We start from the raw sequence: 18,928 nt of genomic DNA, 5'->3' as shown, positions 1-18,928 counted from the left end.
GTTCTCAGTCAACACTTTGAAGAGTAGAAGAATAATGCCCGCACCGCACGGACTCAACCCGCTCGCCAAGGCTCTGCTGATTCGCCATTCACTGCGCCCGACGCTGCCGGCCCTTTGCGCCCTGGCACTGACGCTGCCGATGATCGGCCAGGCTCAGGCCCAGACCGCCGCGATCAATATTCCAGCACAATCGCTGGGCAGCGCCCTGCAGGAATTCGGTCGCCAGACCAACCTGCAAGTGCTCTACAGCCCGGATGAAGTCAGCGGCCTGCGCAGCACCGCCGTCAACGGCAACCTGGAGCCGGCCGCCGCCATGGCCCAGATGCTCCAGGGCACCGGCATCGCGTACTCGGTGGACGGCAACAGTGTTGCCCTGCGTGCGCGCAGCAGCGCCGGCAACACCCTGGACCTGGCGCCGACCAGCATTTCCGCGACCCAGGAATCGGCTTATGGTCCGGTAGACGGGATCGTGGCCAAGCGTAGTGGCACCGGCACCAAAACCGATACACCACTCAATGAAATCCCGCAGACCATCAACGTCATCACCGCCGATGAAGTGAAGATGCGCGGCGCGCAATCGGTCACCGAAGCCCTGCGCTACACCGCCGGCATGACCGGTGGCGGCTTCTCCGACCGGGTGAAGATGTTCGACGAACCGACTTCCCGGGGCTTCTCCCCTACCCCGCTGTACCTCGACGGCCTGCACCTGCCTTACGGCGGCGGCAGCACCGGCGGTTCGCTGCAGATCGACCCGTACACCCTGGAGCGCATCGAAGTGCTCAAAGGCCCGGCGTCGGTGCTGTACGGCCAGAACCAGCCTGGCGGTATCGTCAACATGGTCGGCAAGCGTCCGACCGCGACCCCGCTGCACGAAATCGTGTTGGGCGGCGGCAGCTACGATCGCAAGTACGGCGCCTTCGATATCGGCGGCCCGATCGACGATCAGGGTGAGTTCCTCTATCGCCTGACCGGCCTGGTCAACGACAGCAACTCGGAAATCGACTACGCCGACCAGAACCGCATGCTGCTGGCGCCAAGCCTGACCTGGCTGCCGAACGATCGCACCAGCGTCACCGTGTTCGCCCAGTACCAGAAGGATCGCGATACCCCGGAAGCCCAGGGTCTGCCGGCCGAAGGCACCGTGTTCAACAGCCCGAACGGCAAGATCAGTCGCAAGCTGTTCATCGGCGAGCCCGGCCTGAACAAGTACGATCGCGAGCAGTTCGTGACCGGCTATGATGTGTCCTACGAGCTCAATGACGTCTGGACCCTCAAGCAGCGCGGCAGCTACGCCTACATTGATGACCAGTATGTCGCGCCATTGCACGGCTACTCGTTCCCGACCAACCCGGTCACCGGCCGCGATGACAACAGCTACCAGAGCCGCTTCGGGGTGGACTGGTCGCAGACCAACAAGGTCTACGGCATCGATAGCACCGCGCAGGCCAAGTTCAAGACCGGCGAGCTGGACCACACCGTGCTGCTGGGCGTGGACTACTACCACTTCAACACCAAGTTCCTCGGTCTGTATGACCGCCAGGGTCCGGGCATCGACCTGTACCACCCGGTCTACGGCAGTGAGTTCAACTTCACCCAACCGTATCGCTGGGACAACACCATCAAGCAAACCGGCCTGTACGCGCAGGATCAGCTGCGCTGGAACCAATGGTTCCTGACCCTGGGCGGTCGTTATGACTTCGCCGAGACCGATAACAAAGAGCCGCTGGCCGGCACTCACTCCAACATCAAGGATGAGAAATTCACTGGTCGTGCAGGCCTGGGCTATGAGTTCGAAAACGGCCTGACGCCTTACGTCAGCTATTCCGAATCGTTCCTGCCGCAGACCGGCGTCGACATGAACTCCCAGCCGTTCAAGCCAACCACTGGCAAGCAGTACGAAGTGGGCGTCAAGTATGAACCGAAGTTCATCGACGGCTTCATTCAGTTGTCTGCGTACCAGATCGACCAGGACAACATGCTGACCAACGACCTGCAAAACCCGGGTTTCAGCAGCCAGAGCGGTTCGGTGCGTTCGCGCGGTGTGGAACTGGAAGGCAAGGTCAACGTCACGCAGAACCTGCGTGTGCTGGCCGCCGTGTCGCGTAACCAGAACAAATGGCGCAGCGTCAACGATGGTCGCGAGGGTCGCACCCTGGCCATGAGCCCGCCACTGACCGCCTCGACTTGGGTCAACTACGACTTCGACAACACCACCGTGCTCGCCGGTCTGGGCGCCGGTATTGGTTTGCGTTACGTGCGCAGCAGCTACGGTTCGGACTACGAGGAAGACTCCTTCCAGATTCCGTCCTACACCGTGTATGACGCGATGGTCTCCTACGACCTGCAAAAATCGCCGCTGCACATTAAAGGCACGAAGCTGAAGCTGAACCTGGAAAACCTCGACAACAAGAAATACGTCGCCAGCTGCAACAGCACTTTGGACTGCTACTACGGCGAAGGCCGTACCGTGACAGCCGATGTGACCTACAACTGGTAACAGGCTACAACGCTATAAAAAACGCCGGCAATCGCCGGCGTTTTGTTGTGCCTGATGAAGCAATCAAACCACCGCAAACACCCGCACCAATCGCTCGGCAATGTGCTGCTGCGCTTCTTCGGCTTCGTCGATGATCGCGCCCATGCGCATGAAGTCGTGGGTCATGCCCTCAAAGATTTTCAGCTCCACGTCCACCCCCGCCGCCTGCAAATGACGGGCATACGCCACGCCTTCGTCGTGCAGCGGGTCGCATTCGGCGAGGATCAGCAGTACCGGCGCCATGTTCGCCGAGACCTCGGCCAGCAACGGCGAGAAGCGCGGATCGAGACGATCGCTGAGGTCACGCTGATAATGCTCGTAGAACCAGCTCAGGGAATCTTTCTCCAGCAGATGCCCCACGCCATAACGCTCAATGGACGCGGTACTTTGGCTGGCATCGGTGACCGGGTAGATCAGCACTTGCAACAACGGCTGCACCGACGGTTGCGCGGCCAACACCGTGGCCAGACTGCCGCCAACACTGTCGCCGCCCACCGCCAGACGCTGGGCATCGATGCCCAAATCGTCGGCGCTGGCCACCAACCAGTTCCACGCATCCAGCGCATCATCGGCCGCCGTCGGAAAACGAAACTCCGGCGCCAGCCGATAGGCCACCGACAACACCACGCAATCGGCCATGACCGCCAATGCGCGGCACAGCGAATCATGGGAATCGAGGCTGCCGACCACATAACCGCCGCCATGGAAATACAACAGCGCCGGACGCTTGGCGCCCTTTTCCAATGAGTGGTTGCTGTAGATCCGTGCATTCAGGCGCGTGCCGTCACGCACCGGCAGTCGCAGTTCATCGACCACGTCCAGTTCTTCACCGCCGGCGTCCATCAACAGCGACGACTGATCGAACTGTTCGCGAGCCTGCTCGGGGCTCATCTCATGCATGCCCACGCGTTTGCCGCTGGCCCGGCCGTTGCCGACCAGTTCCAAAAATGCGGCGATATCAGGGTTCAACGACATTACCAATTCTCCAAACCGGCCGGGCAGCGCACCCGACCGGTTTTCAGGTTTATTACAGGGCTACTGACTCAACGATTGCGCCGAGCATTTCTTCAGCCTCGGCGAGGAACGTTTCATCGCGCGGAATCTGGAAGTGCCCGCAATCGATCCACTCGCTGGCCAGCGTAGGCTGTGCGAGTTGCCCGGCCAGTTCGACGGCTTCGTCTTCACGCCCCAGGGTCCACCAGCAGGTCGGCTCGACGTTCAGCGCGGTGCAGCGATCCAGCTTCAGGGACAACAGCTTCAGGCGCCGCGCGACGCTGAACACATGGGCCAACTCATCGGTGCCCAGAGCCGCGTAAGTCGAAGCCGCTGCAGCCATCGCCGTAATCAGCACCGCCCGTATGTTTTGCGCCGTCTCTTCACCCTCGATCGCCAAACCTTGCGCAGCATCGCCCAAGGTCACCCGCAGGAAGTCGCGCAGATCGGCTTGCCAGTCATCGACCGCGCCGGCATTGATCGCCGCCGACGGCACGAAGCTGTCCACCAGCCCGACGACTTCCACACGCTGGCCTTCACCCTCCAGTTGCGCCGCCATCAGCAACGCCAATGTGCCACCCAACGACCAGCCCAGCAGGTGATACGGCCCCTGCGGTTGTTTCTCGCGGATCTGCGCCACGTAAGCGCTGGCCATGCTTTGCAACGAAACATCGTTCCAGGCCGGATCGAGCAGCATCCGGCACTGAAGCGCCAACACCTGGCGCTGTCCGCTCAAGCGCCGGGCCAACGGTTCGTAGTCGAACACCGTGCCGAAACCGGCGTGGATGCAGAACAGCGGCGCGACACCTTTGACTTCCGCGTTCATCGCCAACAACCCGGAGGTTTTCTCGGCGCTGCCCTGGGTGCTGGCCACCAGTTCGGCGATGGTCGGTTTCTGCATCAGGTCACGCAGTTTCAAGCTCAGGCCCTGGGCCTTCAGCGGTCGGCTGCGGGCGATCACTTGCAGGCTGAGAATCGAATCGCCGCCCAGTTCGAAGAAATTATCGGTCAGGCCCACGCGCTCGATTTTCAGCACGTCCTGCCAGATCTTCGCCAAGGCTTTTTCCAGCTCGGTGCCCGGCGCCACGTGTTCCTGACGCTGATCCGCCTCAGGACTTGGCAAGGCCTTGCGGTCGAGTTTGCCGTTCGGCGTCAGCGGCATGCGCTCCAACAGCACCAGGTGCGTCGGCACCATGTAGTCCGGCAGGCTCGCCTTGAGCTGTTCGCGCAATCCTTCGCACAAACCACTCGCCGGAGCGTCGGCATTGGCCAGCACATAACCGATCAGTTGCTTGCCGCTGACCCCTTCGCGAGCCACCACGGCGGCGTCGCGCACTCCCGGTTGCTGCTTGAGCCGCGCTTCGATTTCACCCAGCTCGATGCGGAAACCGCGAATCTTCACCTGATGGTCGATGCGCCCCAGGTAGTCGATGGTGCCGTCCTCGCGCTGGCGAACCAGGTCGCCGGTGCGGTACAGACGACTGCCATCGGCGCTGAACGGGTTGGCGACGAAGCGTTCGGCGGTGCCGCCCGAACGGCCCAGATAACCCCGGGCCAACGCGCCGCCCAGGTACAGTTCCCCGGCGATACCGGCCGGCAACGGGTTGAGGTCGCTGTCCAGCACATAACCGCTGCGCTCACCCACCACACTGCCAATCGGTGCGTACGCCGCGCCGCATTCATCCTCGACGCCAGCCTTCCAGATCAGTGGCGTGACCACGGTTTCGGTCGGGCCGTAGCCGTTGATGATGTGTTGTGGTTTGAGCGCACGCTTGGCCAGTTCGAAACTCGCCGCCGGCACCGCGTCGCCGCCGAAGCAGTAGATGCGCACCGCCGGTGGATTGCCCTGCTGCTCGGCGTGTTCGGCCAATTGCTGCAAGTACACCGGCGGGAATGCCGCCACGGTCACGCCATGTTCGTGCAGCGCGGTATAGGTCTGTTCGGCGGTCCATAGGCTGTCGTCACGGATCAGCAAGCGTCCGCCGTGGGTCAGGGTAGTCAACCAACGCTCATGGGCACCGTCGAAGGCGAACGACATAAAGTGCAATTCGCAGTCGGCTTCGCTCATTTCATAACGCTGACCGATGGCCTGGCAATGCATCGCCAGCGGTCCGTGGGCCACGCCGACACCCTTCGGTTGCCCGGTGGAGCCGGAGGTGTAGATCACGTACGCGAGGTTGCCCGGTTGTACGTCGATCTGCGGCGCGTGGCTTGGCTGCACGTCGAGGTCCAGTTGATCCAGGGCCATGACGTGCAGGTTGTCCTGGCTCGGTAGCACATTGCGCAAGCTCGAATCGCTAAGCAGCAAAGCGATCCCGGAGTCGCGCATCAGGTAGCTCAAACGCTCTCGCGGATAGGTCGCGTCCAGCGGCACGTAAGCACCACCAGCCTTGAGCACCGCCAGCAGCGCGACAATCATGTTTTCGCTACGCGGCAACGCCACGCCAACCCGCACTTCCGGGCCGACGCCTTCGGCGATCAGCGCATGGGCCAGGCGATTGGCCCGGGCCTCGATCTGGCCGTAGCTGAACGATTGCTCGTTGAAGATCACGGCAGTTTTGTCGCCCAGCGGCGCTGCCCATTGCGCGATGCGCTGATGAACCGGCGCCGCAACGGTTGGCGTCTCGACTGCTGCCGTCGGCAACGCCTGCCCCGTCACCAGACCGATACGGCCCAGTGGCTGCGCCGCATCCTCAGCCAGCGCCGCAAGCAAGCCTTCCATGTTGCTGCGGATGCCTTCCACGGTCACCAGGTCGAAATGCTCGCGCAGGAACATGTACTCGATCACCAGGCCTTCTTCGAGGGTGACCATCAAGTCCATCGGGAAGTTGGTCAGGCCGGCGCTGTTGGTCTCGCCGAACTTCAGCGAGTCGTCGCGCCACTCGCGCAGGGCCTGGTCGATCGGGTGATTCTCGAACACGATGATGCTGTCGAACAGCGATTGCCCGGTACGTCCGGCCCAACGCTGCACATCACTGAGCGGCGTGTATTCGCGCTCGCGCATTTCCAGGTTGAAGTCCTGCAAGTCACGCAGCCAGTCACCGACCGCTTGCTCGGCGCGCACGTCCTTGATCACCGGCAAGGTGTTGATGAACAGGCCGAGGATCGATTCCGACGCCGGCAGACTCGCCGGACGCCCCGCCACCGTGGCGCCGAACGCCACGCAACGCTGACCGCTGTAACGGCTGAGCAAGACCAGCCAGGCGCCCTGGACCAAGGTATTGAGGGTGATTTGCTGGGATTGCGCGAAGGCCTTGAGTTGCTCGGTGCGGGTTTCACCCAGGCGACTGTAAAGCGCTTCGTGACCGTGGCCCTGCCCCCTACGCGGCACGGCATCGGCCAGATAGGTCGGCTCATCCAGCTGCGCCAATTGTTCGCGCCAGAAACCTTCGCTGGCGTTGGCATCCTGTTGTTGCAGCCAATTGATGTAACGACGGTACGGCACCGCTTCGGGCAAGGCCTGGCCGGAATACTGGCTGAGCACTTCGCCGATCAGTTGCGAGGAACTCCAACCGTCGATGAGGATGTGGTGATAGGTCCAGATCAGCTGATAGCTGTCCTCGCCCACTTGCACCAGGGTCAAGCGTTGCAGCGGCGGACGATCCAGGTCGAAACCCTTGGCCCGTTCGCTGTCGGCCAGTTGCTGCAAGGCTTCGGCCGAATGGTCCTGGTCGCGCCAGTCGAGCAGGCTGATGGGCAACTGCGGATCGGCGAGCACGAATTGCAGCGGCTCGGCCATGTCCTGCCAGAGGAAACCGGTGCGCAGGATGTCATGACGCCGGCTCACCGCTTCCCACGCTGCCTTGAACCGCAGCCGTTCCAGGCCTTGCACCGGAATGCACAACTGGTTGATGTACAGATCGGCGTCCGGCGAGTTCAAACCGAGGAACAGCATGCCCTGCTGCATCGGGGACAAGCGGTACAAGCCGTCGAGCTGACCTTCGGGCCACGGCAACGCGGCCAGTTGCGCGTCATTCAAACCGTGCAGCGGCATGTCGATCAGCGCCGCCGGTGGTTGCAGCGTGTCTTCGGCGGCTTTCGCACGCAGGGCCAGTTGCTGGATGGTCGGCTGCTGGAACAGGTCTTTGGGGTTCAGCTCGATCCCTTGCTGACGCGCGCGGCTGACCACCTGAATCGAGATGATCGAATCGCCGCCCAGGGCAAAGAAGTTGTCCGTGGTACTGATGCGCTCCAAGCCGAGCACCGCTTGCCAGATGTCCACCAGAGTTTGTTCGGTGGCGTTGGCCGGCTCGACGTGTTGTTGCGAAGCGGCGAATTCCAGTGCCGGCAGACGCTTGCGGTCGAGTTTGCCGTTGGGGCTGAGTGGCATCTGCGCCAGCCACACGCGGTGCGCCGGGACCATGTAGTCCGGCAGGCTTTCGCCCAGCCAGCTGGTCAGGTCGTCGTGCAGCGCTTCGGCGGTGTCCAACGTCGCCGGATCCACCGGCACCAGGTACGCCACCAGTTGTTTGCTGCCCAACACATCCTGAGCCACGACCACCGCTTCACGCACGGCGACATGTTCCATCAGCCGCGCTTCGATTTCCCCCAGTTCGATCCGCAGGCCACGCAGCTTGACCTGATGGTCGATGCGCCCGACGTACTCGATCACGCCATCAACGCGGTAACGTGCCAGGTCGCCGGTGCGGTACAGGCGCTGACCGTCACCGAACGGGCTGGCGACGAAACGCTCGGCGCTCAGCCCGGCACGACGATGGTAACCACGGGCCAATCCGACGCCGCCGAGGTACAGCTCGCCAGCGACGCCGATTGGCAGCGGATTGAGGCCGCTATCAAGAATGTAGGTGGTCAGGTTGGCAATCGGTTGCCCGATCGGCACACCGTCGCGGCCTTCGTCACGGCAAGTCCAGTGGGTCACGTCGATGGCCGCTTCGGTCGGGCCGTACAGGTTGTACAACCCGGCACCCGGCAGTTTGCCGAACACCTGGGTTTGCGCGTCCACCGGCAGCGCTTCACCGCTGCACACGATCCGCGTCAGGCTGGTGCAACTGCCGACATTGGCATCTTGCAGGAACGCTTGCAGCATCGACGGCACGAAGTGCAGCGTGCTGACCTGTTGCTGGTTGATCAGGGCGATCAGTTTCGCCGGATCGCGGTGATCGCCCGGGGCGGCCACCACCAGACGCGCGCCGGTCATCAGCGGCCAGAAGAACTCCCAGACCGAGACGTCGAAGCTGAATGGCGTCTTCTGCAACACGGTGTCGCCAGCGCCCAAACCATAAGCCTGCTGCATCCACATCAAACGGTTGGTCAGCGCTTTGTGCGAGTTACCCGCACCCTTCGGCATACCGGTCGAGCCGGAGGTGTAGATCACGTAAGCGAGGTTGCTCGCCTCGTAACTGACCTGCGGATCGCTGCTCGGGAACCCGGCAAAATCGGTTCCTGAGGCTTCCAGGCACAGGCTCTGCACGCCATCGGGAATGGGCAGGCTGGCCAGCAGATGCGGCTGGGTCAGTAACTGGTCGATGCCGCTGTCGGCAATCATGTAGCTCAAACGATCACGCGGGTATTCCGGGTCCAGCGGCACATAGGCGCCGCCAGCCTTGAGGATCGCCAACAGGCCAATGACCATTTCCACGCTGCGTTCAACCGCGATCCCGACCAGTACATCCGGGCCGACCTTGCGTTGGATCAAGGCATGGGCCAACTGGTTGGCCCGGGCGTTTAGCTCAGCGTAGCTCAACGACTCGGCGCCAAACGCCAGCGCCGGAGCGTCCGGCATACGTCGGGCCTGGGCTTCGATCAGGGTATGCACGCCCTGCTCCAGCGGATAAGCCACACCGGTGGCATTCCACCGCTCGACCATCAGTTGCTGCTCGGCACTGCTCAGCAGATTCAGCGAACCGAGGCTCGCTTCGCCGGACTGGACCATTTGCTGCAACAGGGTGTCGAGGTGTTGGCTCAATTGCACGATCACTGAATCGGCGAACTGCCCGCGCTGGTAGCTGTAATGCAGCGACAGTTCGTCGCTGACATTCACCGCCAGGGTCAGCGGGTAGTTGGTCTGTTCGTGATTGTTGACGTTACCAAAACGCAGTTCCGACGGGGCGCCTTGCTCCAGCGCTTCGGACACCGGGTAGTTCTCGAACACCAGGATGTTGTCGAACAGCGCTTCGCCGCTCTTGCCGGCCCAGCGCTGGATGTCGAACAACGGCGTGTGTTCATGTTCGCGCAAGGTGATGTTCTGCGCCTGCACGCTCTGCAACCACTGGCCCACGGTGAGTTCCGAGCGAGGGCTGGCGATCACCGGCAGGGTGTTGATGAACAGGCCGATTTGCTGCTCGACACCTTTGAGCTCGCTCGGGCGACCGGACACCGTCGCGCCGAACGCCACGCTTTCCTGGCCGGTGAGGCGTTGCAACAGCAACAGCCACGCGGCCTGGATCAAGGTGTTGAGCGTGACTTTCTGCTGGCGGGCGAACTCGCCCAGTTCCCGGGTCTGCTCGGCGCTCAGGAAGCAATATCGCTCGCCATGGCCGTCGAGTTGTTCCTCGATGGGCTGGCGCTGAATCGCCTGGGCCAGACGCGTGGGCTCCTGCAGATTGGCCAACTGGCCGTTCCAGTAGTGTTCGCTGACCGCCACGTCCTGGCGTTGCAGCCAGTCGATGTAGTCGCGATAACGCCCGGCAAGGGCCGGCATCGGCTCGCCGCTGTAGCGTTGCAGCACTTCGCCGAGCAACTGCGAGTTACTCCAGCCGTCCATCAGGATGTGGTGGTTGGTGTAGATCAAATGGCAGCGCTGGTCATCGAGACGCACCACGACCATGCGCAGCAGCGGCCCTTGGGCCAGGTCGAAACCTTGCGCCTGTTCAGCGGCGGCCAGTGCATCCAGGGCCGTTTGCACATCGGCGCGGTCACGCCAATCAAGCACGCTGAACGGCATGTCCAGTTGCTTGTGCACCACTTGCACCGGGCGCGCCACCTGGCCTTGCCAGACAAAACTGGTGCGCAGGATGTCGTGGCTGTCCACCGCCGCTTGCCAGGCGTGCTGGAAGCGTTGCGGGTCGAGGCCTTCGACATCGAGGCGGACCTGGTTGATGTAGTCGCCGGTGGCATGCTCGTAGAGGCTGTGGAACAACATGCCTTGCTGCATCGCCGACAGCGGATAGACATCGGCGATCTGCTGCGCGGGTACCGGCAAGCTGTCGAGTTGCGATTGAGTCAGGCCGGCCAGCGGGAAGTCCGAAGGTGTCAGGCCTTGCACACCTGGGGTCACACAGTGGGCGATCAGCGCCGCCAGTTCTGCGGCGTAGTCTTCGGCCAGGCGTTCAATGGTTGCCGTGTCGAAACGTTCGCTGCTGAAGCTCCAGCCCACACTCAGCTCGCCGCCATACACCTGACCATTGAGGGTCAGCCAGTTGCCCATCGGTGCGTCGAGGCTCTGCTCCAGCCCGGCGTTTTCGGGTGCCGGGGTGAACAGTGCGCCGTCATCGCCTTCGAAACTGCCGTCGAACTGGCCGAGGTAGTTGAAGGTGATCCGTGGACTCGGCAAGGCGCGCAAGCTTTGCTGCGCCTGGGCATCACCGAGGTGACGCAAGGCGCCGAAGCCGATGCCCTTGTGCGGGATCGAACGCAGTTGTTCCTTGATCTGTTTGATCGAATCGCCCGCCGTGTCGGACGGGGTCAAGCGCACCGGGAACAGGCTGGTAAACCAACCCACGGTACGGGTCAGGTCAACACCGTCGAACAGCTCTTCGCGGCCATGGCCTTCGAGCTGGATCAACGTCGATGCCTGGCCGGTCCAGCGCCCGATCACCCGCGCCAACGCGGTCAGCAGCAGGTCGTTGACCTGGGTGCGATACGCCGCCGGGGCTTCTTGCAGCAGTTGCCGGGTCAGGTCCTGATTCAGGCGCGTCTGCACGTTCACCACCAGGCGATTCTGCTGGCCGGCGTCGAGGCGCTTGCACGGCAGCTCGGTGCTGACATCGCTCAAGCAGGCTTGCCAGTAGGCCAGTTCCTGCTGCAAAGCCGGGCTGTTGACGTAGCGCTGCAAGTGTTCGCTCCAGTCCTTGAAGGCACTGGTCTTGGCCGGCAGGCTCAGGGCCTGACCGTCGATTACTTGCTGATAAGCGTTTTGCAAATCTTCCAGCAGGATCCGCCACGACACGCCGTCCACCGCCAGGTGATGGATCACCAGTAACAGACGCTGGCTGCCATCGGCCAACGTCGCCAACACGGCGCGCAGCAGTTGGCCCTGTTGCAGATCGAGGCTGCGCTGGGCGCGGTTGCCCAGGGCTTCGAGTGCCGCGGCATCGGCCACCGATTCCTGCCACAGCAATGGCTGCTGCTGTTCAATCGACTGATGCTCCGCCACCCAGCCATCGTTGTGCTGGGTGAAGCTCAGGCGCAAGGCATCGTGATGCGCCACCAGGGCACGCAATACTTGCTCGACTTTTTCCGCATCCAGCGCCACTCGTGGCTTGAGCAGCACTGACTGGTTCCAGTGATGCCGCTCAGGGATTTCATCGTCGAAGAACTGCTGCTGGATCGGCAACAGCAACGCTGCGCCGCTGACGGCTTGTTGATCAATGCCGGTTTCGGTTTCACCGACCTGCGCCACCAGTGCCAGACGTTGCACGGTCTGGTGCTGGAACAGGTCTTTGGGACTCAGGCGAATCCCCAGTTGCCGGGCGCGGCTGACCACCTGAATCGAAATGATCGAGTCGCCGCCGAGTTCGAAGAAGTTGTCGTTGAGGCCCACTTGCGGCAGTTTCAGCACGTCTTGCCAAATGGCGGCGATACGCTGCTCCAGCTCGCTTTGCGGGGCCTGATACGCCTGCTGCGCCTGGCTCGCGTCAGGTGATGGCAAGGCGTTGCGGTTGAGTTTGCCGTTGGCGGTCAGCGGCAGTTGCGCCAGCAATAACAGGTGCGCCGGGATCATGTGATCCGGCAGGTTTTCCTTGAGCACGGCGCGTACGTTGTCGCGCCATTCGCCTTGTCCGGTCGGGTTGGCCTCCAGCAACGCGGCATCGCTTGGCACCAGGTACGCGACCAATTGCTGACCACTGAGGCCCGGCTGCGCCAGAACCACCGCCTGACGGATGACGTCCTGTTCCAGCAATTGCGCTTCGATTTCCCCAAGTTCGATGCGGAAGCCGCGAATCTTCACCTGATGGTCGATGCGCCCGATGTACTCGATCACGCCGTCAGCGCGATACCGCGCCAGGTCGCCAGTGCGGTACAGGCGGCCGCCATCAGCGGCGAACGGGTCCGGGATAAAGCGCAGACACGTCAGGTCGGCGCGGTTCAGATAACCCCGGGCCAGACCGGCGCGACCGACGTACAACTCGCCGATGCAACCTTTGGCCACCGGGTTCAGATCGCCGTCGAGCAAGTACCACGACAAGTCCGGGATCGGCTCGCCAATCGGGCTGCTCGCGTCACGCTGCAAGTCGGCCAGGGTCAATGGCCGGTAAGTCACGTGGACCGTGGTTTCGGTGATGCCATACATGTTGATCAGTTGCGGGGCCTGGTCGCCGAAACGCTCGAACCAGGGCCGCAGGCTCTTGACCTCCAGCGCCTCGCCGCCGAACACCACGTAACGCAGGGACGGTTGCAGCACGGTGTGTTCCGGGGCGCACGCCACTTGCATCAACTGCTTGAAGGCCGACGGCGTCTGGTTGAGCACGCTGACGCCCTCGCGGCAGAGCAAGGCGTAGAAGTCTTCCGGCGAACGGCTGACCTCGTACGGCACCACCACCAGTTTGCCGCCGTACAGCAGCGCGCCGAAAATTTCCCAGACCGAGAAGTCGAACGCGTAGGAGTGGAACAGGCTCCACACATCCTGCGGGCCGAAACTGAACCAGTCGTTGGTTGCTTCGAACAAACGCAGCACGTTGTGATGGGCCAGCAACGTACCTTTCGGCTGACCGGTGGAACCGGAGGTATAGATCACGTAAGCCAGGTTGTCCGGGCTCATGACCACCTGCGGGTTGGCGTCGCTGTAGCCTTCGAGACCATCGCCCTCCTGATCCAGCATCAGGCTGCGCACCGCGTCCGGCACCGGCAGGCGAGCGAGCAGATGGCTTTGGGTCAACAGCAGGCCAATGCCGCTGTCGCCGATCATGTAGGCCAGGCGTTCTTCGGGATAAGTCGGGTCCAGCGGCACGTAGGCGCCGCCGGCCTTGAGGATCGCCACCAGGCCGACCAGCATCTCCAGGCTGCGCTCGACCGCCAGACCCACGCGCACGTCCGGGCCGACGCCGCTGTCGATCAGCTTGTGCGCCAATTGGTTAGCGCGGGCGTTTAGTTCACCGTAGCTCAGGGTTTGTTCGTTGTAGCTGACGGCAATTGCTTGCGGCGCGCGCAACGCTTGAGCTTCGATCAGCGCATGCAGGCAACCCTGGCTCGGGAAATCCACCACCGTCGGGTTCCACTGCAACAGCGTGGCCGCGCGTTCGGCGGTGTCTTGCAGCGGCAACTCGGCGATGCGCTGGCCGCAATCGGCGACGATGGCGTTCAGCAGATGGCTCCAGTGATGGGCCAGGCGTTGCATAGTCGCGGCGTCGAACAAGTCAGTGGCGTAAGTCAGCTCGGCCCAGACGTTGTCGTTGGATTCGAAGGTGTCGAGGGTCAGGTCGAATTGCGCGGTGTGCGAAACCCAGTTCAAACCTTCGATCGCCAACTGCGGCAAACGCGCCGCGCCGCGCCCTTCCCGGGCCTGGCTCTGGTGGTTGTGCATCACCTGGAACAACGGGCTGTGACTGAGGCTGCGTTCCGGTTGCAGCGCATCCACCAGTTGTTCAAACGGCAGGTCCTGATGAGCCTGGGCGCCGAGCACGGTGTTTTTGACTTGGGCCAACAGACTGCGGAAGGTCTGCTGGCTGTCGATCTCGGCCTTCAACACCTGGGTGTTGACGAAGAAGCCGATCAAGCCTTCGGTTTCGAGACGGTTGCGGTTAGCCACCGGCACACCCACGCGAATATCGGCCTGACCGCTGTAGCGATGGAGCAAGGTCTGGAATGAGGCCAGCAACAGCGCGAACAGCGTGACGTTTTCCTGCTGCGCTACGTGCTTGAGGCCAGCGGCCAGTTCCGCGCTCAGCGCAATATCCTGGCGGGCACCGCGATAGCTTTGTTCGGCTGGACGTGGACGGTCGGTTGGCAGCTCCAGCAGCGGTTGATCGTTGCCCAGTTGCGCGGTCCAGTACGCCAGTTGGCGCTCACGCTCACCGGCCTCCATCCACTGCCGTTGCCACACGGCGTAGTCGGCGTATTGCACGGGCAGCGCCGGCAATTGCGGCGCTTGACCCTGACTGAAGCCGGCATACAGCGCGATCAGTTCATCGACCATGATGCCCATCGACCAGCCATCGGACACGATGTGGTGCAGGGTAATGATCAGCGCGTGGTCATCGGCGGCCAGGCGCAACAGCTTGACCCGCAGCAGCGGGCCTTGTTGCAGATTGAACAAATGCAGGGTTTCTTCAGCCACCAACGCCTGAAGTGCGGCGTCGTCGAGGTCGCTGTCGAGCGCCACGACTTGCAAATCCAGCGCAGCGTGGGCCTGGATCAATTGCAAGGTCTGGCCCTGCTCTTCAACGAAGCAAGTGCGCAAGGATTCGTGACGGGCAATCAGGCTGTCGAAGCTGCGTTGCAACGCCGACAAGTCCAGCTCGCCGCGCAGTCGTAGCGCTGCTGGCACGTGATACGCGGTGCTGGTCGGTTCCAGTTGCCAGAGGAACCACTGACGTTCCTGGGCATAGGACAACGCCATCGGTTGCAGGCGCGGCAACGCCACCATCGGCGGCTCTTGCTGCGCCTGCTCAACGCCGAGGGCGGCAACGAAATCCTGCAAGGTGCTGTGTTCGAACAACGTGCGCAGCGGCACTTGCACGTTCAGCGCCTGTCGCACCCGCGACACCACCTGGGTCACCAGCAGCGAGTGACCGCCGAGTTCAAAGAAGTTGTCGCTCAAACCGACCTGTTCCAGCTTGAGCACCGCTTGCCAGATTTCAGCGACGGTGTGCTGGGTGACGGTTTGCGGGGCGATGTAAGTCGATTGCAACTGACTGGCATCAGGCGCCGGCAATGCCTTGCGATCTACCTTGCCATTGGGGGTCAGCGGCAGTTGCGCGAGGAACAACAAGTGCGCCGGCACCATGTATTCCGGCAGCTCGGCCTTGAGGCTGGCCTTGAGTTCGCCGCGCAATACGGCTTCATCTTCAACGGTCGCCGCAGCGACCACGTAAGCCACCAGCTGCGGACCGGTTGGACCGTTCTGGGCCACCACCACGGTTTCGCGCACGCTATCCAGGACCAGCAGTCGCGCTTCGATCTCGCCGAGTTCGATACGGAAACCACGGATTTTCACCTGATGGTCGATCCGCCCGATGTACTCGATCACGCCCTCGGCGCGATAACGGGTCAAGTCGCCAGTGCGGTACAAGCGTCCGCCGCTGAACGAAAACGGGTCTGGCACGAAGCGCTCGGCGGTCAACGATGGACGCTCGAAATAACCACGGGCCAGGCCTTCACCGCCGATCAGCAGTTCGCCCGGTGCGCCGACCGGGTTCAGTTCCAGGTCGCTGCCGAGGATGTACAGCGCGGTGTTGTCGATCGGTTTGCCAAGGAACGGGCGCGGGTTTTCGACGGACAACGGGTGCAGCGCCGACCAGATGGTGGTTTCGGTCGGGCCGTAGAGGTTCCAGACGTTTGCCGACAGCGCGAGCATGCGCTGGGCCAGTTCCTGGGGCAGCGCTTCACCGCCACAGAGGAACATGCGACCGGCCAGAATCGAGGCCTGTTCGTTGTCGAGCAGCATGCGCCAGGTCGAAGGCGTGGCTTGTAACACCGTAACGCCGTGACGCTCGATCAGTTCGAGCACCGCTTGCGGGTCTTGATGCACGTCCTTGCCGGTCAACACCACACTGGCACCGGCCAGCAGCGGGCCATAGATCTCCAGGCCGAAAATATCGAACGAGAAGGTGGTCAGCGACAACATGCGGTCCTGGGCATTCAGCCCCGGTTGCTTGACCATGCTCGCGACGAAATTGCACAGCGCGGCGTGGCGCACCATCACGCCTTTCGGCTTACCGGTGGAGCCCGAGGTGTAGATCACGTAGGCCAGGTGTTCGCCGTTCAGCGCCACCGTTGGGCACGTCTGTGGATAAGCGGCCAGCCAGTCGTGCGGCTGATCGAGCAGTAAAGTGTTGAGCCCCGACGGGATCGGCAGTTGTGCTTGCAGGTGGGATTGGGTCAGCAGCAGTTCGAGGCCGCTGTCTTCGATCATGTAGGCCAGGCGATCCTCGGGATACGCCGGGTCCAGCGGCACATAAGCGCCGCCGGCCTTGAGGATCGCCAGCAGGCCGACGATCATTTCCACGCTGCGTTCGACGGCAATGCCTACCAGGCGATCCGGGCCGACGCCTGCTGCGATCAGTTTGTGCGCGAGCTGGTTGGCGCGGGTGTCGAGCTGAGCGTACGTCAGCGCCTCGTCGCCGACGATCAAGGCCATGGCGTGCGGCGTCTGTCCGGCCTGAACGGCAATGCGCTGTTGCACACACGGTGCCTGCGCACTGTGTTCGACCACACGGTGCCAGTCCTGCAGCAGCGCGGTTTGCTCGGTGCTGTCGAGCAACGGCAGTTCGCCAATGCGTTGGGTCGGCTCGTCGACGATGCCTTGCAGCAGGTTCTGCCAATGCCGCGCCAGGCGTTCGATGGTCGACGGTTCGAACAAATCCGTGGCGTAGGTCAGTTCGGCGGCGACACCTTCGCTGGACTCGTAAGTGCCGAGGGTCAAATCGAATTGCGCGGTGCGCCCTTCCCAGACGATGTCTTCGACGCTCAACTGCGGCAGTTGCACCTGGCTCTGACGCTGGGTCTGGTCGTTGACCGCCTGGTGGTTGTACATCACCTGGAACACCGGGCTGTGGCTCAGGCTGCGCTCCGGTTGCAGGGCTTCGATCAGTTGCTCGAAGGGCAAATCCTGGTGCGCCTGGGCAGCCATGGCCGACTGCTTGACCTGGGCCAGCAACTGCTTGAACGGCAGTTGCCCGTTCACGTCGGCGCTGAGTACTTGAGTGTTGACGAAGAAACCGATCAGCCCTTCCGTCTCGACCCGGTTGCGGTTGGCCACCGGCACGCCAACGCGGATGTTCGCCTGGCCACTGTAACGGTGCAACAACGCCTGGAACGAGGCCAGCAACACCATGAACAGGCTCGCGCCTTCACGTTGGGCCAGTTGCTTGAGGGATTCGCCGAGCGCCGCCGGCAGGTTCAGGTCCAGGCGTGCACCGCGAAAACTTTGCACCGCCGGGCGTGGATGATCAATCGGCAACTCCAGCACCGGTTGCTCGCCGCCCAGTGTTTCCAGCCAATAAGCCAACTGACGCTCGCGCTCGCCGGCTTCCAGCCAGTGCCGCTGCCAGATCGCGTAATCGGCGTATTGCACCTCAAGTTCCGGCAGGGTCAGCGATTGGCCGCTGGTGTCGGCGGCGTAGTGTTTGATCAGCTCGCCGACCAGCACCTGCATCGACCAGCCATCGGAAATGATGTGGTGCTGGATCAGCGCCAGCACATGGTCGTCTTCAGCGATTTTCAGCAGCGAAACCCGCAGCAGCGGCCCCTGTTGCAGATTGAACGGGCGTGCGGTTTCGTGTTCGACGAAGGCCTTGATCTGTGCTTCGACGCCGTCCGCATCCAGCCCTTGCGGCAACGGTTGCAACGCGATGCGGAGCGGCATCTGCGGATGAATCACCTGGCAGGTTTGCTCATCCTGCTCGACGAAGGTGGTGCGCAAACTTTCGTGGCGCGTGACCAGGGCATTGAAGCTGCGCTCCAGCGCCGGCACATCCAACTGGCCCTTGAGGCGCAGGGCGCTGGGAATGTGATACGCGGTGCTGTGCGGGTCCATCTGCCAGAGGAACAACTGACGTTCCTGGGCGTAGGACAGCGGGATCGCCTCGAACCCGGAGCGGGTTTCGGGGATCGGCAGGTTCGCCGGGGACACGCCCTCTTCCAGCATCTTGGCCAGGTACAGCTTACGTTTGTCCAGCGGCAGAGTGATAAAGCGCTTGGCAATCCTCAAAGCAACACTCTTGTCCATTAGACTTCCTCCATTTCGTCAAGCAGGGCTTCCAGCTTGTTCAGTTTCTGTTCATCGATGGCCCCGTCTTCGGTATCGAGGTGAGCCACGAAATCGCTCAGGACGGGGTGCTGGAATAACACTTGCGGCGTCAGCGTCAGCCCCAATTCCAGGGCGATGCGCGACACCACGTTGACCGCCAGCAGCGAATGCCCGCCCAGTTCAAAGAAGTGGTCGTGCAAGCCGATGCGCTCAACGGTAAGGACTTGCTGCCAGATCGCCGCGACCTGTTGTTCAAGTTCGCTGACCGGCTCGACATAACTGGCCTGCATCTGGCTCGCGTCCACCGCTGG

The 18,928-nt window shown here is 62.6% G+C and carries 4 protein-coding genes (1 of these 4 running past the window's edge); 1 reads left to right on the top strand and 3 read right to left on the bottom strand.

What is annotated here, in order from left to right; genetic code table 11:
• The first annotated feature begins 34 nt into the window (after positions 1-34).
• Complete coding sequence (locus HKK52_RS30635; RefSeq protein WP_169373841.1) at positions 35-2,497, top strand: TonB-dependent siderophore receptor; 2,463 nt, start codon at positions 35-37, stop codon at positions 2,495-2,497.
• Between the two features lie 63 nt (positions 2,498-2,560).
• On the opposite strand, the gene HKK52_RS30630 is transcribed toward HKK52_RS30635, so the two are convergent.
• The 3 genes in view from HKK52_RS30630 to HKK52_RS30620 are tightly spaced (at most 52 nt apart) and all read right to left on the bottom strand, a layout consistent with a single transcriptional unit that may run on beyond the window.
• Positions 2,561-3,511 (bottom strand): alpha/beta hydrolase, encoded by a 951-nt coding sequence (locus tag HKK52_RS30630; RefSeq protein ID WP_169373840.1) that lies wholly within the window; start codon positions 3,509-3,511, stop codon positions 2,561-2,563.
• A gap of 52 nt (positions 3,512-3,563) precedes the next feature.
• Positions 3,564-18,596, bottom strand: coding sequence for a non-ribosomal peptide synthase/polyketide synthase (locus HKK52_RS30625; protein WP_169373839.1), 15,033 nt, complete (start codon positions 18,594-18,596; stop codon positions 3,564-3,566).
• Positions 18,596-18,928, bottom strand: the 3' portion of a protein-coding gene (locus HKK52_RS30620; protein WP_169373838.1) for a non-ribosomal peptide synthetase. 12,036 nt of this gene lie beyond the right edge of the window; the window shows 333 of its 12,369 coding nt (coding positions 12,037-12,369); its start codon lies off the right edge, out of view; it ends in the stop codon at positions 18,596-18,598. The genes HKK52_RS30625 and HKK52_RS30620 overlap by 1 nt, the downstream gene beginning before the upstream one ends.

The sequence above is a fragment of the Pseudomonas sp. ADAK2 genome, assembly GCF_012935755.1.
In the GTDB taxonomy this organism is placed as follows: Bacteria; Pseudomonadota; Gammaproteobacteria; order Pseudomonadales; family Pseudomonadaceae; genus Aquipseudomonas.
This window is presented reverse-complemented; position numbering and strand designations above follow the sequence as displayed.

What these genes read in the sequence shown, in the direction of transcription:
- HKK52_RS30635 (WP_169373841.1), top strand. Translation starts at nt 35, where the DNA reads ATGCCCGCACCGCACGGACTCAACCCGCTCGCCAAGGCTCTGCTGATT.
- HKK52_RS30630 (WP_169373840.1), bottom strand. Translation starts at nt 3,511, where the DNA reads ATGTCGTTGAACCCTGATATCGCCGCATTTTTGGAACTGGTCGGCAAC.
- HKK52_RS30625 (WP_169373839.1), bottom strand. Translation starts at nt 18,596, where the DNA reads ATGGACAAGAGTGTTGCTTTGAGGATTGCCAAGCGCTTTATCACTCTG.